The 13,653-nt window shown below is 66.0% G+C and carries 14 protein-coding genes; 4 read left to right on the top strand and 10 right to left on the bottom strand.

The genetic code is table 11. The annotated features are described in order from the left end of the window. Nucleotides 1-28 precede the first annotated feature (28 nt). Nucleotides 29-280, top strand: a complete 252-nt coding sequence (locus tag EDF53_RS00140; protein ID WP_123291700.1) for an SdpI family protein — start codon at nt 29-31, stop codon at nt 278-280. A 151-nt stretch (nt 281-431) separates the two neighbouring features. After that, a complete protein-coding gene (locus EDF53_RS00135) occupies nt 432-857 on the top strand; it encodes a hypothetical protein (RefSeq protein ID WP_123291699.1) in 426 nt (141 codons plus the stop codon). A 647-nt stretch (nt 858-1,504) separates the two neighbouring features. Here the strand turns inward: EDF53_RS00135 and EDF53_RS00130 are convergent. From EDF53_RS00130 to EDF53_RS00090, 10 genes are all read right to left on the bottom strand, one after another. Then, nucleotides 1,505-1,777, bottom strand: coding sequence for a hypothetical protein (locus tag EDF53_RS00130; protein ID WP_148058227.1), 273 nt, complete (start codon nt 1,775-1,777; stop codon nt 1,505-1,507). Nucleotides 1,778-2,040: 263 nt separating this feature from the next. Next, on the bottom strand, nt 2,041-3,630 hold the full coding sequence (locus EDF53_RS00125) for a glycoside hydrolase family 32 protein (RefSeq protein WP_123291697.1): 1,590 nt from the start codon (nt 3,628-3,630) through the stop codon (nt 2,041-2,043). Further along, entirely contained in the window at nt 3,620-3,946 is a 327-nt protein-coding gene (locus tag EDF53_RS18900) for a hypothetical protein (RefSeq protein WP_148058226.1), read from the bottom strand. The genes EDF53_RS00125 and EDF53_RS18900 overlap by 11 nt, the downstream gene beginning before the upstream one ends. Before the next feature lie 32 nt (nt 3,947-3,978). After that, nucleotides 3,979-4,191, bottom strand: coding sequence for a twin-arginine translocase TatA/TatE family subunit (locus EDF53_RS00120; protein ID WP_123291696.1), 213 nt, complete (start codon nt 4,189-4,191; stop codon nt 3,979-3,981). A gap of 41 nt (nt 4,192-4,232) precedes the next feature. Further along, nucleotides 4,233-4,988 carry a twin-arginine translocase subunit TatC gene (tatC, locus tag EDF53_RS00115; protein ID WP_123291695.1) on the bottom strand — a complete coding sequence of 252 codons (756 nt, stop codon included), beginning with the start codon at nt 4,986-4,988 and terminating at the stop codon, nt 4,233-4,235. A 56-nt stretch (nt 4,989-5,044) separates the two neighbouring features. After that, nucleotides 5,045-5,953 (bottom strand): carbohydrate kinase, encoded by a 909-nt coding sequence (locus tag EDF53_RS00110; protein WP_123291694.1) that lies wholly within the window; start codon nt 5,951-5,953, stop codon nt 5,045-5,047. A 55-nt stretch (nt 5,954-6,008) separates the two neighbouring features. Further along, entirely contained in the window at nt 6,009-7,436 is a 1,428-nt protein-coding gene (locus tag EDF53_RS00105) for a glycoside hydrolase family 32 protein (protein ID WP_123291693.1), read from the bottom strand. Then, nucleotides 7,433-8,224 (bottom strand): carbohydrate ABC transporter permease, encoded by a 792-nt coding sequence (locus EDF53_RS00100; RefSeq protein ID WP_250899913.1) that lies wholly within the window; start codon nt 8,222-8,224, stop codon nt 7,433-7,435. Before EDF53_RS00100 ends, EDF53_RS00105 begins: the two co-directional genes overlap by 4 nt. Nucleotides 8,225-8,337: 113 nt before the next feature. Beyond that, nucleotides 8,338-9,180 (bottom strand): carbohydrate ABC transporter permease, encoded by an 843-nt coding sequence (locus EDF53_RS00095; RefSeq protein WP_250899912.1) that lies wholly within the window; start codon nt 9,178-9,180, stop codon nt 8,338-8,340. Between the two features lie 104 nt (nt 9,181-9,284). Beyond that, nucleotides 9,285-10,691 (bottom strand): sugar ABC transporter substrate-binding protein, encoded by a 1,407-nt coding sequence (locus EDF53_RS00090; RefSeq protein WP_123291690.1) that lies wholly within the window; start codon nt 10,689-10,691, stop codon nt 9,285-9,287. Nucleotides 10,692-10,827: 136 nt separating this feature from the next. On the opposite strand from EDF53_RS00090, the gene EDF53_RS00085 reads away from it, so the two are divergent. Both EDF53_RS00085 and EDF53_RS00080 read left to right on the top strand, forming a co-directional pair. Beyond that, nucleotides 10,828-11,877 carry a LacI family DNA-binding transcriptional regulator gene (locus EDF53_RS00085; RefSeq protein ID WP_123291689.1) on the top strand — a complete coding sequence of 350 codons (1,050 nt, stop codon included), beginning with the start codon at nt 10,828-10,830 and terminating at the stop codon, nt 11,875-11,877. Then, nucleotides 11,878-13,350 carry a glycoside hydrolase family 32 protein gene (locus EDF53_RS00080; protein ID WP_123291688.1) on the top strand — a complete coding sequence of 491 codons (1,473 nt, stop codon included), beginning with the start codon at nt 11,878-11,880 and terminating at the stop codon, nt 13,348-13,350. It begins immediately after the preceding gene. Nucleotides 13,351-13,653 lie beyond the last annotated feature (303 nt).

Raw genomic sequence — 13,653 nt, 5'->3', positions numbered from 1 at the left:
CGTTAACGTCGTCACCATGCCCTGAGCAATGGTGTCCGCACTCGCCCTCGAGATCGGCGGAGCGGTCCTCGTGATGTGGTTGACGTGGAGAGCTGCGACCGGGCAGCTCGGCCGGAACGACCTCGCCGGCGTCCGGACGCGCGTCACGATGTCCAGCGACGACGCCTGGCGGACCGGGCACCGAGCGGCGCTGCCTCCGACGCTGATCTCGGGCGTGATCACCATCCTCTGGTGCGCGGTGTGCATCCTCGTGCCCGCGCTCCGCACCCCGCCCCGGTGATCGTCGCGTCGGTCATCCTCGTGGGCGGCGCAGCCCTCTCCGTTCCTGCTGCCCGCCTCGCGGTACGCCGAGCGGCGCTCGAGGATCAGACCGGTCACGAGGACGCGCAGACTGACTCACCGGCGTCAGGCCGAGGGCGTTGACTGCACACATGATCACGAAGGACCAGATCCACGAAGTGGAGCACGCGACCGTCCGAGACCGCGACGGCGCATCGGTCGGCAAGGTCGCGCAGGTGTTCCCCTCCGACGAGGACGGCAGCGCTGCGTTCGTCAGCGTCGCGACCGGACTCCTCGGGGGCCATACCGCGCTCGTCCCGGTCGAGGACGCCACCTTCGACGGCACGGACCTGCACGTCGGGTACACGAAGAGCGCGATCAAGGGCGCGCCCTCCCCCGGAGCCGGGAACACGTTGTCCGTCACCGAGGCGAACGCCGTCCGCAAGCACTTCGGGCTCTCCCCCGCTGGCAAGGCCACCGGCGACATGGGCGACGCGCACGAGAACCTCGATCAGGCCGGCACCGGCCCGGCGGGCGCGGACGACACCGAGGGCGCCGGGACGACGCCGCCGGCGTGAACGGTGCCTGAGCGATGACATCCGCCCGCGTTCCCTCCTCCCTACAAGCGGACCTCGGCGCGCCCCGCCCACGTGCCAATAGGAGTCTTGAGCCGAGCGTGCGCCAGCGGCTCAACATACGATCCGATGGCGGGATCTAGCAGGGCTCGGGGATGGCGGTGGACGAGGGCTCTGGTTGGGCACCCCTCGCCGATCGCCGTCGTGCAGGGTGGCCGCTAGAGGACTAAGGCCAGGACGACCCATCCGACGATCGCTGATGCCACTACCAACAAGAGCGGGGAGACCGACACTGGTCGTCCCTCAGGCGGTCCTCGCCGTTCTCGCACGACGACGAAAACGACGCTGGCTGTGAGAACCCCAAGTACGACGGCCCATACCGCCCACCAGGCATCCCCACGTCCCAATGCAAACGCAAGCCAGCCGCCCTGGGCCGGAAGTAGGAGGGCTCCGCCAGCTCGGTCGGCCACCGCACGTCGTCGCCGGCCACGGTTCCACCGCGCGCCGAGCTCACGATCACGGACCATCCGCTCAATCTAGCGAGCGAGCGGGCTATGACCCGATTCTGTCAACCGCTGTGGTTTCGGAGCATCCAGGGCGTCCGGTCAACGATCGTGAACCGAACGATGTGCAGGGCCGGAGGTGCCCCGCTACGTCGTGAGGATCCAGAGGAATCCGAGTACGGCGAGAACCACGCCCCCGATACACCCGGCGACCCCGATGAGAGTGGCGATCTGAGCGAACGTGCGAGCAGCCCCTTCGGCGTAGAACCGGTCCTGAGCCGCGGAGGCCAGGAGCGTGGCCGCGACGGCGACCGGGAGCGAGGTGATCCACGTGAGGCGCAGAAACTCAGTGGCACCCACGACTTCCGGGGCTCGGGCTCGAAGCACCCCTCGGCCGTCTGCCGGGAACGCGGCGTCCATTCGGGCAAAGTGCAGGTACACGACCACACATAAGAGAGCACACGCAGCCAAGAGCGCGAGAGCAGCGCCCGGCAGGGCCCAAACGATCACTCGCTCCCGCATCCCACCCCTCACGCCTTCAGCCTGCCAGACCGATTAGGGCGAATCATGGCCGAGAGGGCGAGGAGCTGCGTGCCGAATGCGTCCGGTAATCGACCGTCTAGCAGGCAGCGAAGAAGCAGCCCCAGGGCGGAAGGCAACTGCTGCCTTCCGCCCTGCGCGCGCTAGCTTCCGTATTCGCGGATGGTGATGTTGGAAAAGGTTGCGGTGCCGCCGTCGGAGTAAAGCGAGATGCCCGTGTCGCCGGCGTCGAAGTTCACCTGATTCGAGAGCACGGTGTAGCCGGCGTTGACGAACACCTCGACGCTTTGCGTGTCGACGAGGATCTGGAGGTGCACGGCGCGGGCGGCGGAGTCGATGGGCGCTGCGGCACGGGTGTAGGGCGTCAGTGCGAATCCTGCACGGTCGGACGGGGCCCTGTCGACGTATAGGTCGCTCCCGTACTTGCCGATGTTGGTGTGTCGCGCCCCGTCCGCCGAGCGTCCGACCGAGACTCCGACGTTGGTGGCGTTAGTCCAGGTGGCGTCGAGCTCGATCTCGTACGCGCGGCCGTTGTAGGGCAAGACCACTGAACCGTTGACGGTCTGGTTCGTGATCGGCACGGTCCGCTTCGCGGTGCCCTTGAGCGCCGCGATCGGTGCGCTGAGCAGCGTGTAGCGACCATCGGCCTGCTTCTGCAGCGTGATCTCGCGGACGATCGAGTTCTGGCCGTTGTACCCGTCGGATGCGTCGGTGGGGACCTGCCGGTTCGCGTACTTCCAGTTGTTCATCCAGCCGAGGCCGTACCGCTTCGTTGTCGGCGCTTCGTTGGCAGGCCAGGTGACTGCCGCGTACCAGTCCCATCCCCAGTCGAGCCATTGCGGTGTGAGGTTGTCCGCGGTGTACGTGGTGCCGTTCCACGAGCCGGTCCAGTACGCGTACGTGCAGGGCAGCCCCTCGTTGTAAGCGTCCATGCTGCCGGCAAGGACCCAGTGCTTGGTGCCGTCATCTGCTGTGATCTGGAAGAGGTCGGGGCACTCGATGCCACCGAGGTTGTGGTCGGGGTAGTCAAAGTTGTGCTGCAGTGTCCAGTCGATGAGGTTCTTTGACGTGTAGAACGCGGCGTAACGCTGCCGCCCGATGACGCAGACCCATTCGTTGCGGACGTCGTCCCAGGCCACCTTGGGGTCGCGGAACCACTCCGCGTTGGAAATCTGCGCGTCGGTGGTGGCGGTACGCCCGTCGGTGTTGACGATGACGGGGTTAGGTCGGGCGGTGAAGGTGAAGCCGCCGTCGGTGGAGTAGAAGAGGTACTGCTCCTGGTACTTCCGCACGCCTCCGGTGGGGCGGGTGGCCAGCGCGATGACGGCACCGGCGCCGTAGCCGGCGGTGTTGTTGGTGTCGATCAGGGTGCAACCGGTCCAGGTGGGCAGGCCGGTTTGCAGGGGGATGACGGTGCCCTGGAAGGTGAAGTTGATGCCGTCTGTGGTGGAGACGTGGTCCCATCCGCCGTCCCCGTTGTCGACGTCGGAGTGCAGGTAGTACAGCTGGTAGGCGCCCCGTGTGAATACCGGTCGTTGCGGGTCGGAGAGCCACCCTGAGGGCGGGGTCATGTGGTACTTCGCCCGGAAGGAGGTCGCTGCTGTGGTTGTGGTGGAGGCGGATCCCGCGGTGGCAGCCTGCGCGGCTTCAGCGGGCGCTGCTGTGGCGAAGAGCGCCAGGGCGCCGATGCCGGCGCCCTGGAAGAGGGTTCGGCGGTGGAATTCAGATGTCATCGTTGACTCCGGTTCGGGGGTTGGTTGGTCCTGCAGTGTGGGTAAGCGCCGTTGGTCCTGCGGTGGGTTCGTGTGGTGTCGGAGGTTGCGTGAGCGCGTCGCGGATGATGCGGCGCGGGTCGTAGCGGCGCGGATCGAGTTCGGACCAGTCGATGTCGACCCCGGTCTGCTCTTCGATCTGCGCTTTGGTCATGTCAGCCCATCCCCGCAGCTGACGCAGGAGAGCGGTGAGCTGTTTGGTGTGGGTGGCTAGGCGAGCCGGTCCGAGACAGAACCCGGCGATGGCGGCGATGACGAGCATTTTCTCGACGTCCACGGTGCTTCCTCGTCAGCTACCCGGAGAGCAGCTCACTCGTGCGACGGCACGGTGCCGTCGTGTGCGACCGGGGTGCTGGCCTGGTCGGCGCGTTTGTTGTTGTCGCCCGCGTGGATCTCGCTGCGGAAGATGTTGAGCGACTGCCCGAGCCCCTTTGCCAGGGCGGGCAGCTTGGTGGCGCCGAAGAGCAGTACGACGATGCCGAGGATGATGAGCAGGTGGATGCCGGTGAGGTTGCCGAGCATGATGGTGTCCTTCGTGTGCAGGCGGCGCAGCGGACGCTACGTCACGGGGTGGTGGTTGAGGAAGCTGCCGCGAGACGGCGGGCGAGACGGCGGTCGTGCAGCCAAGCGACCGCGCACGCTGCGAGGTAGAGCACGCCCATCGGGATGGCGAGGAGAAACATCGATGCAATGTCGGCGGAGGGTGTGACGAATGCGGTGAAGATGAGGATGCAGAGCACGGCGATGCGCCATGCGCCGAGGATCGCTTTCGCGGTGAGGACCCCGACGAAGTTGAGCAGGACGAGGAACACCGGCAGGACGAACGCGATACCGACGGCGAGGACGAGCTTCACGGCGAAGTCGTAGTACGCCTTCGCGTCGACGATCGAGGTGTCTTGGTGTGCGACGAAGCTGCCGAGGATCTGCACGATGTGCGGCAGGACGTACCAGCCGAACCAGCAGCCGCCGAGGAAGAGGGGAATCGCGGATCCGAGGAACCCGACGGCGTAGAGCCTTTCCTTTCGAACCAGGGCAGGAACGATGAACGCCCAGACTTGGTACAGCCAGGCGGGGCTGGCGATGACGACCGCGATGGTGATCGTGATTTGGAGGCGCAGGTCGAAGGCGCTGCTGATGGCGGGGAAGTTCAGTTCCGCGGTGTGACCGCCGCCGGCGGTTGCGAGCTCGGTGACGGGTGCGCGGAGTTGATCGAGCACGAATGGTGTGAGGAACCAGCCGATGACCGCGCAGACTGCGATGGCGAGCACCGCGCGGAAGAGCCGCTTCCGGAGCTCGTTGAAGTGTTGCCCGAGTGACATCGTTCCGGCATCGGGGCGCTTCTGCCGCGTCGTCCCGCGGGGAACGGACGGGGCGCTCATCTGGTGGGCTCGCCCAGTGCTGCGAGCACGTCATCGGCGGTTGGTAGGTCCGCACCACGACGGCTCACCGTGATCGCAGCGGCGCTGGTGCTGACCTGGCCGAGTCGTGTCAGAGCTATGGAGTCCAAGGCGTCGAGCGTGATGGTGTTGTCCTGGAGTTGCCAGATGAGGGTGGCCATATACGTATCTCCGGCGCCGACCGTGTCGACGACATCGACGCGTTCGCTTGGGACGGTGACCCTCTCCCGGGTCGTCGCGAGCGTTGCGCCGGCGGCACCGCTGGTGATGGCGCCCAGCATCACACCGAGCTTGAGGAGCCGTTCGAGGACGGCGTTGGCGCTGTCGCCCGGGTAGAGCCAGGCGGCGTCCTCGTCGGAGAGTTTCAGCACACTGGCGTCTGCAGCGAGCTGCTCGAACCAGACCCGTGCAGCCGCCGGGTCGCCGAGGAGCGCGGGCCGGATGTTCGGATCGAATGAGACCGTGCCGCCGGCGGCTGCGGTGCGCTGGGCGAGCTCTCGCACTTTGCCCGCTCCGGGCTGCAGGAATGCGCCGATCGATCCGATGTGCAGCCAGCGAGGCGTTTGCGGCAGGTGCGGCAGGTCCCATTCGATGCCGAACTCGTAGGTGGGTTGGCCGTCCGGAGCGAGCCGGATTGTCGCCGTGGAGGTTTTCGTGGCACCGAAGACGCCGGGAACCAGCTCGACCCCTGACGCCTCGAGGTGATCTGCGATCTGCTGGCCGCGGGCGTCGTCACCGAGCCACGTGGCGAATTCGACCGGCGCGCCGAGTCGTCCGAGCCCGAGGGCGACGTTCGCGGGGCTCCCGCCGGGGATCTCCCGGGTGGCGTCGTCGTGGACGATGTCGACGAGCGCTTCTCCGGCAACGGTAATTCGATGCACAGTCATCTCCTTCGATGATCGGGAACGAGTTGGTGCCGGCGAACCTGTCGGCGCCGCTCCGCTAGATCGATGGGGATCCAGCGGTGATGTCAGCGGCGGGAGCCGAAATGGTCCCGACGGTGTGCTCGAGTTCCCACACCAATGCCTGGCTCGGTGCGTCCACGGTCCACGGCGGCGCCTGCGTCGGGTAGACGCGGGTGGTGATGGAACGTCCGGCGCTGGTGAACAGTTCGACGACCGATCCGTCCAGCACCACTCGGACTGCGGGTCGGTCCGCGGTCCGGTCGAAGGGACCACGAATCACCGCGGGACTCGGGTCAGCGCGGTGATCTGTGCTGGCGTGCGCCCGGTCGACGGTGAGGGTGTCTGCATCGACGTCAACGTTGATGTCGAGATATTCGGCTTCGGAGAAGCGCAGCCGGATGCAGCCGGTGACGGCGACGGGCAGCACGATTTCGGCTTGTGCTCCGATGCGAGCACCGTGCGCAGCCTCCGAGCTGCCGACGCGGAGGGCGTCGATTACCGGGTGGGGTTCGGTGCCGAGCCGACCGTTCGTGATCCACGCCCGGCGCGGCAGAGAGATCGCGCCGGACCAGCCTGCCTGCTCGGTCCACTGCTCGGTTCGGCCTTCGGTGACCCATCCGAAGAGCACCGGCCCCCACGAGCTGGTCCGCATCACGGAAGCCGCGTAGAAGTGCTGCCCGTCGTCGACCTTGAACGGCGAAGGAGACCCGGTCAGGGGGATGGCGACGACGTCGCCCGGGCCGTCGGCGTGGGACCAGGACGCCACGATCGCGACGTCGGTGCCGTCGACGGTGAGGATCTGCGGGCACTCCCATCCTTCACCGGTGTCGATGCCGTTGGCCGTGTCGCGTGTCATCGATACCAGATCGCCCGCGTGGGTCCAGCTGATGCCGTCGACGGATCGGTAGTGGCGGATGGACGCTGTTTGATTCCTGGAAGCCGCGCCGACCGCCATCGACCAGCCGTCGTTCGTCTGCCAGACGAACGGGTCGCGGAACATGGTGATTGCTTCGTCGGCGGACGGATCGGCGACGACCTGCACGGGGGCGCCGAAAGTGTACCCACCGTCGGTGGATTCCGCGAGGAGGACCGACTGAAACGGACTGTGATCGACTTTGCCGGAGTAGTAGGCGCGGACGGTGCCGTTGTGCAGGACCGTGTTGCCGGACCATGCGCCCCCGGAGTCGGTGCCGCCGGGGACGGGAACGATCGCGGGTCGGTGGAGGGTCCAGTGCACGAGGTCGTCGCTGGTGGCGTGTCCCCACTCGACGGGGATCTCGAGGTCGACCCGGGGTCGGGACTGGAAGTACAGGTGGGCCTGCCCGCCGATGTCGATGGGTCCGTTCGGGTCGTTGACGTACCCGCGAGGGAGTCGGACGTGGAACTGCGGGAGGTGGTGGTCGGCGACGGTCACGGCGCTTGCGGCTTCCTGGGGTGCTGTTGGCAGGGCTTGGGGGTCGGTCATCGGGACGACCCCGCGGTGACGCCCTCGATGAAGTACCGCTGCGCGAAGATGAACAGCAGCACGCTCGGGATCATGGTCAGCACGACGCCGGCGAGGACGACGGAGATCGATCCGGTGCCGAGGTTGCCCTGCAGGCCGACGAGTCCGAGCGGCAGTGTGAAGGTGTCCTGCTGGTTGAGGAAGATCAGCGGTCGGTAGTACTCGGCCCAGAAGCCGGAGAAGTTCAGGATCGCGAGAGTCGCGATCGCGGGGCTGGCCATCCGCGAGTACACGTGCCAGAACACCCCGAACTGGCTGGCGCCGTCGATGCGGGCCGCCTCGCCGAGCTCCTTGGGCATCTGCATGAAGTACTGCCGCATGAGGAACGTTCCGAATGCGCTGCCGAGAGCAGGGACGATCAGGGAGGCGATGGAGCCGGTCAGGCCCATGTCCTTCAGGATGACGAAGACCGGGATGATGATCGTCTGGATCGGGACCATCATCGTGGCGAGGAAGATCCCGAAGATGGTGTTCTTGCCGGGGAAGCTGATCATCGCGAACGCGTACCCGGACAGGGTGCACGTGATCGTCTGGCCGACGACGATGAGCAACGTCACGAGGACGCTGTTGATGAAGAACTGCCCGATCGGGATCTGGTTAAACACCGCGGCGTAGTTGCTGAAGTCCCAGGACAGGGGTAGCCACTGCGGCGGGTTGTTGAACGATTCCGCCGGTGTGCGTAGCGAGGTGGTCAGTGTCCAGAGCAGTGGCCCGAGCGCGAACACGGCGGCAATGATCAGGATGATCATCCCGATGATGCTCCCCACCTTGGCGACAGGCTTGCGGCGACGAACGATGTGACTGACAGCTGGTTGCGCGACGGTTTCTGGGGCGTGCAACGGGTTGAGGGTGTCCGTGGACGTCATTGGTAGAACACCAGCTTTCGTGCGGCGATGAATTGGAGCCCGGTGATGATGCCGATGATGACCAGCAGCAGGATCGCGATGGCCGAGGCGAACCCGAACTGCAGGTTCTGGAATCCGGCCTGGTACATGGAGATGGTCGCGGTCGTCGTCGCGGTGCCGGGTCCGCCCTTGGTCATGATGAACGGCTGGTCGAACAGCTGCATCGCGTTGATCATGGCGATGACGGTCGCGAACAGGATCGTCGGGCTGATCAGGGGGATCTTGATCCGGAACAGTGTCCGCCAGGGGCCGGCACCGTCGATCGCGGCGGCTTCCTGCACGTCGACAGGCACCGCGAGGAGTGCGGCGACGAAGAGCACGAAGGTGAAGCCGACCTGCTGCCAGACGACCACCATCACGACCGTGACTTTCGCCCAGAACGGATCGTTGAGCCAGTGTGCGCCGGGCAGCCCGATCTCGTTGAGGTAGTAGTTGATGAGCCCGAACTTCGTGTCGAAGATGTAGCCCATGAAGATCGACACGGCGGCGGTGGAGGCCAGCAGCGGCAGGTAGAACGAGGTGCGGAAGAACACGCGGGTGGCGTTGCGCTTCCGGTTGTTCGCCAGTACCGCCAGGAGCAGGCCGAGCGAGATCTGCAGCACGACGATGGCGATGGCGAGTGCGACGGTCACGCCGAACGACGCGAGGACCGGCCCGTCGGTGAAGAGACGCTTGTAGTTGTCGAACCCGACCCACTTGGGGCTGCTGATGACGTCCCATGAGGTGAATGAAAGCCCGAGGGAAGCGAGGATGGGGATGAGGGTGAACACGGCGACGAAGGTCATCGCGAGCCCGATCATCAAGAAACCGAACGTGGATTCACGTCGGCGGGCGCGCTTGGCCGCCGGCCGGCGGGCTGCGACCTTGGCAGCCCGCCGGATGGGTGTTTCTGTTGCTGTTGTCATCACGAAGCCTGCGAGGCTGCCTTCTCGATGTCTGCCTGGAGGCCGTCGAGCGCCTTCTTGGCATTCCCGGAGGAAATCGCCTGGGTGGTGCGCTGGTTGAGGGCGGTGGCGAGGGCGTTGTAGTACGGCGGGGCGGAGATGGGCACTGAGTTGTCGAGCTGGTCGTAGAACACCGACCAGTGCTCCGGCCCGGTGGTCTTGTACCGGTCGGCGGTCATCAGCGACTTCTGCGCCGGGGTGGTGACGTTGCCGGGCCAGAGTGCGTCGAAGCTCTCCGGCTGCACCATGACCTTGATGACCTCGAACGCGAGGTCCTTGTTCTTGGATGAGTTGAAGATGCCGTAGCCGCCGGCGCCGAAGAGCGACTTGTTGCTCTTCCACGTCGGGAACTCGACGACGTCAAAGCTGCCGTTCTTCATCCCGGCGTTGTGGAGGCCACCGGCCCAGAAGCCACCACCGATGGTCATACCGATCCGGCCGGATGCCATCAGACCTTGCAGCGTGGCGCCACCGCCAACGTCAGGCGAGGGCGACGCGCCGGACTTCTGCAGGTCGATGACGTACTGCAGCGCCTCGACGGCGGCGTCCGAGTTCGCCGTGGGGTCGCCCCACTTCCAGCCGCCCTTGCGTCCGGAGACCCCGATCGGGTTGTCCGCGAAGGCCTTGCTGTTCCACAGCCAGTCGCCGCCGGAGTACTTGCCCTCCTCGAGGAGGTTTCCGTCGTTAGCGTAGAGGAACGAGGTCCAGCTGCCCCAGAGGCGCACCACCCAGTCGAAGGCGTAGGTGCCGCCACCGACCTTTGCAAGGCTCGCTGCAGAGGAGTGGAAGTCGTCCATCGACCACTTGCTCGTCGGACGGGACAGGCCTGCCTTGTCGAACAGGTCGGTCGAGTAGAACATGCTGCCCGCGTTGAAGCTGTCGGGCAACGTGTAGAGGTGCCCCTGGTACATCGTCGACTCCAGCAGCACCGGGTGGGCGCCGGTGAAGTACTTGTGCAAGTCCGACAGGTTCTTCGTGACGTAGTCGTCGAGCGGAGTGAGGAGGTTCTTCGACGCCAGAAGCTGCTGCCCCTCGGTTGCGACGCTGACGATGTCCGGCACGTCGCCCGAGGCGATCTGCGTGAGAACCTTTGCGAGGAAGTCGTTCCAGTCGGTCCCGTTGATCGCGGTGACCTGCAGGCTGGCCTTCTTGTCGAGCTGCTTGATCTTCGGCTCGATGGCCTTCTGCAGGGCAGTGGCTGCGCTCTGCTCGCCGAAGTAGAGCATCTTCACCGTTCCGGAGCTGCTGCTTCCACCGCCAGTGGTCGAGCATGCAGCCAGCGATCCGATGCCGGCCAGGGCGAGCCCGGCCCCGCCGAACTTGAACAGCGTGCGCCGGTCGATCGGGGTGCTGAATCCGTTCGCCATGGGTCGCTCCTCTCTGAGCGATCGTGGCCCCGCTTGATCGGGACCAATACGTATTTGTGGTGCGAGCGTACACACGGGGCGGGCGAGACGCAATACGTATTTGTTCTGGCATGATGAGAGCAACGGAGGAGGGTCGATGGCGAGCCGCAAGCAGACAACGCAGCCACAACGCGTCACCATGAAGGACGTTGCGCGCCATGCTGGGGTGTCGCAACCGACGGTGTCGTTCGTGTTGAACGACCGCCGCGATGTGTCCATCGCAGCCGAGACGCGCACCCGCGTCCTCGAGGCCGCGAGGGAACTGAACTTCCAGCCGAACCGTGCAGCACAGTCGTTGCGGTCGAACCGGTCCTACACGGTCGGCGTGATCGCCGACCGGCTCGTCTCGCAGCCCTACGCCGGTCACATCGTGCTGGGTGTCCAGCAAGCCGTGCAGGAGGCTGGATACGTCTGCTTCGTGGTGGAGACGGCGCAGACGACCGATGGCGGCAAGGCGGCCGTCGAGAATCTCGTCCAGCAGGGGGTCGCCGGCCTGGTCTACGCGGCACCCGGCCCCGAGTACGTCATTCCGGTCAAGGGGCTCGACACTGTTCCGACGGTCTTCGTCAACTGCTTCCCGCCCGGTGAAACGCCTGCGGTGACGGTGCTCGCCGACGAGTACCAGGGCGGCTACGACGTCGCCGCCGCCGTGTTCGCAGCTGGCCACGCCGATGTGGCCTTCCTCGGCGGCCCCGAGGACGACTACGCCTGTCAGGAACGAAAGCGCGGACTCCAGTGCGCCGCCGTAGACGCGAGCATCGCACCAGAGCGCATCCACATCGCGTTCGGCACGTTCCAGGTGGGATCAGGCTATGACCTCGCGATAGAGGTCCTCGCGGATGCAGGCACGTGTCCAACGGCGATCATCTGCGGGAACGACCGGATGGCGGTCGGCGCGTTGATGGCCGCGCAGTCCCTGGGGATGCGCTGCCCAGAGGACATCAGCATTGTCGGCTTCGACGACCAGCCCGACCTCGCCGATCAGATGCATCCGCCGCTGACCACCGTCGCTCTCCCGCATCAGCAGATGGGTTTCGAAGCCGGAACCCTGCTGCTGGCGGAAGCAGAACAGCCCGGCCGACACCTTGTGCCGTGCGAATACATCTCCCGTAGCTCGCTCGCTGCGCCGCGACCCGAAGGAACCTGAGTGACTCTCCCGTCCAGCACCCACTTCCAGCCTCCGAACGGCTTCGTCGGCGACGTCATCCCGTTCGAACACGACGGAACAGCGTGGCTGTTCTACCTGCTCGACGAACGGCCGGATGCTCCGCCGCTCGAACGTCCGACGGGTATGCCTTGGGCGGCCGTCACGACGACCGACTTCGTGACATTCGATGACAAGGGCGTCGTGCTGCCCTCCGGGGGGCCCGACGCAAGCGATTTCGACTGCTACACCGGAAGCGTCGTTCAAGACGACGAGGGGACGCTCCACTTGTTCTACACGGGGCACAATCCCCGAATCAAGACCGGATCCGACGGCGACGGTAAAGACGCGCAGGTCGTGAGCCACGCAACGTCCTCCGGCGACCTGACCGACTGGACCAAGCACCCCGACTGGGACTTCCCCGCACTCGCCGGCTACTCCCCCGAAGACTGGCGAGACCCCTTCGTGTTCCGCCCCGCTGCCGACCGGCCCTGGCAGATGCTCCTCGCCACGCGGCGACTCGGTGAGCCGTACCGGCGCTCCGGCCTCGTTGCACGCCTCGAATCCGATGACCTCGTCACATGGCGAGACGCCGACCCGATCTGGGAACCGCACCGCTTCATCACGCAGGAATGCCCGGACGTGTTCCAGTGGGGCGAGTGGTGGTACCTGGTGTACTCCGAGTTCTCCGACGCGTTCTGCACCCGCTACCGCATCGCGAAGTCGCCGGACGGCCCATGGCTCGCGCCGGCAGATGACACCGTCGATGGCCGAGCCTTCTATGCTGCGAAGACGGTTGCGCTCGGGAACGAGCGGTACTTCGTTGGGTGGATCGCCTCGAAGGAAGACCGGCGCGATGGCGGCCCGTGGCAGTGGGCCGGCACCATGGCAACACTGCAAGCACACCAGCGCGCTGACGGATCGTTGCGGTTCGACCTTCCCGACGGCGTCAGAGCCGCGTACACCGACGAGGTCGATGCCACGGCGCTTCTCGAACCGGTCAACGGCGCTGCAGCAACGGTCGGCGCTGGCGCAGCCAGCCGATACGCATCTTGGGTTGGGCCGGAACTGCCCGCTGAGGCGCTCGTAGCCGTGGACCTGACTCTTGAAGCAGAATCCAGGTCATTCGGGGTGCTCCTGCGCACTAGCGACGATGGCGAAGAGGGCTACGCACTCCGCCTCGAACCTGACCGGAACCGGCTCGTGCTGGACCGGTGGCCGCGTGGCACGACTGGCGCCGAGCAATGGCAGATCCTTGGCGATGTCCCGCACGCCGTCGAGCTCGAGCGCCCAGTGGAACTCGCCCCCGGCGCACATCACCTCGACGTCCACTTGGACGGGGAAATCTGTGTTGCCATCATCGACGGGTCGGTCGCGCTGAGCACACGCCTCTACGACCACCCTGCTGGCCACGTCGGCGTGTTCGTGCAGGACGGCGCCATCACACTTGATCGCCTGACGGTCCGCACTCGCTGACGCTGGCACAGACAAAGTGCGCCTGCCCCGGACAACGGGGCAGGCGCACTTCGTTGTGGCGTTACTTCCCGATCGATTTCAGGGGCCAGGCTCTGAGATCGCCGACCGCGAACGGTCACCAGCCGGATATTCGCCTGGTACCGGAAGGATCCCACCAATCCCGATTCGCGCCCGAAGATGAAAGCGCCTGTAGTCAGCGCCTGCGCGCTCACCACATCCAGGCGATCCACGTGCTGCTCTCGAGCGCCCGATTAGCGATCGTTTAGCGGACGAGCTTGCTCGAAACTGCCTGGCCGCGTCCGT

The organism is Curtobacterium sp. PhB78 (assembly GCF_003751685.1).
GTDB lineage: Bacteria > Actinomycetota > Actinomycetes > Actinomycetales > Microbacteriaceae > Curtobacterium.
This window is presented reverse-complemented; position numbering and strand designations above follow the sequence as displayed.

Bases quoted from the DNA above. Each gene is read 5' to 3' on its own strand.
- EDF53_RS00140 (WP_123291700.1), top strand. From the start codon at position 29: ATGGTGTCCGCACTCGCCCTCGAGATCGGCGGAGCGGTCCTCGTGATG.
- EDF53_RS00135 (WP_123291699.1), top strand. From the start codon at position 432: ATGATCACGAAGGACCAGATCCACGAAGTGGAGCACGCGACCGTCCGA.
- EDF53_RS00130 (WP_148058227.1), bottom strand. From the start codon at position 1,777: ATGGACGCCGCGTTCCCGGCAGACGGCCGAGGGGTGCTTCGAGCCCGA.
- EDF53_RS00125 (WP_123291697.1), bottom strand. From the start codon at position 3,630: ATGACATCTGAATTCCACCGCCGAACCCTCTTCCAGGGCGCCGGCATC.
- EDF53_RS00120 (WP_123291696.1), bottom strand. From the start codon at position 4,191: ATGCTCGGCAACCTCACCGGCATCCACCTGCTCATCATCCTCGGCATC.
- tatC (WP_123291695.1), bottom strand. From the start codon at position 4,988: ATGTCACTCGGGCAACACTTCAACGAGCTCCGGAAGCGGCTCTTCCGC.
- EDF53_RS00110 (WP_123291694.1), bottom strand. From the start codon at position 5,953: ATGACTGTGCATCGAATTACCGTTGCCGGAGAAGCGCTCGTCGACATC.
- EDF53_RS00105 (WP_123291693.1), bottom strand. From the start codon at position 7,436: ATGACCGACCCCCAAGCCCTGCCAACAGCACCCCAGGAAGCCGCAAGC.
- EDF53_RS00100 (WP_250899913.1), bottom strand. From the start codon at position 8,224: ATGATCATCCTGATCATTGCCGCCGTGTTCGCGCTCGGGCCACTGCTC.
- EDF53_RS00095 (WP_250899912.1), bottom strand. From the start codon at position 9,180: ATGATCGGGCTCGCGATGACCTTCGTCGCCGTGTTCACCCTCATCCCC.
- EDF53_RS00090 (WP_123291690.1), bottom strand. From the start codon at position 10,691: ATGGCGAACGGATTCAGCACCCCGATCGACCGGCGCACGCTGTTCAAG.
- EDF53_RS00085 (WP_123291689.1), top strand. From the start codon at position 10,828: ATGGCGAGCCGCAAGCAGACAACGCAGCCACAACGCGTCACCATGAAG.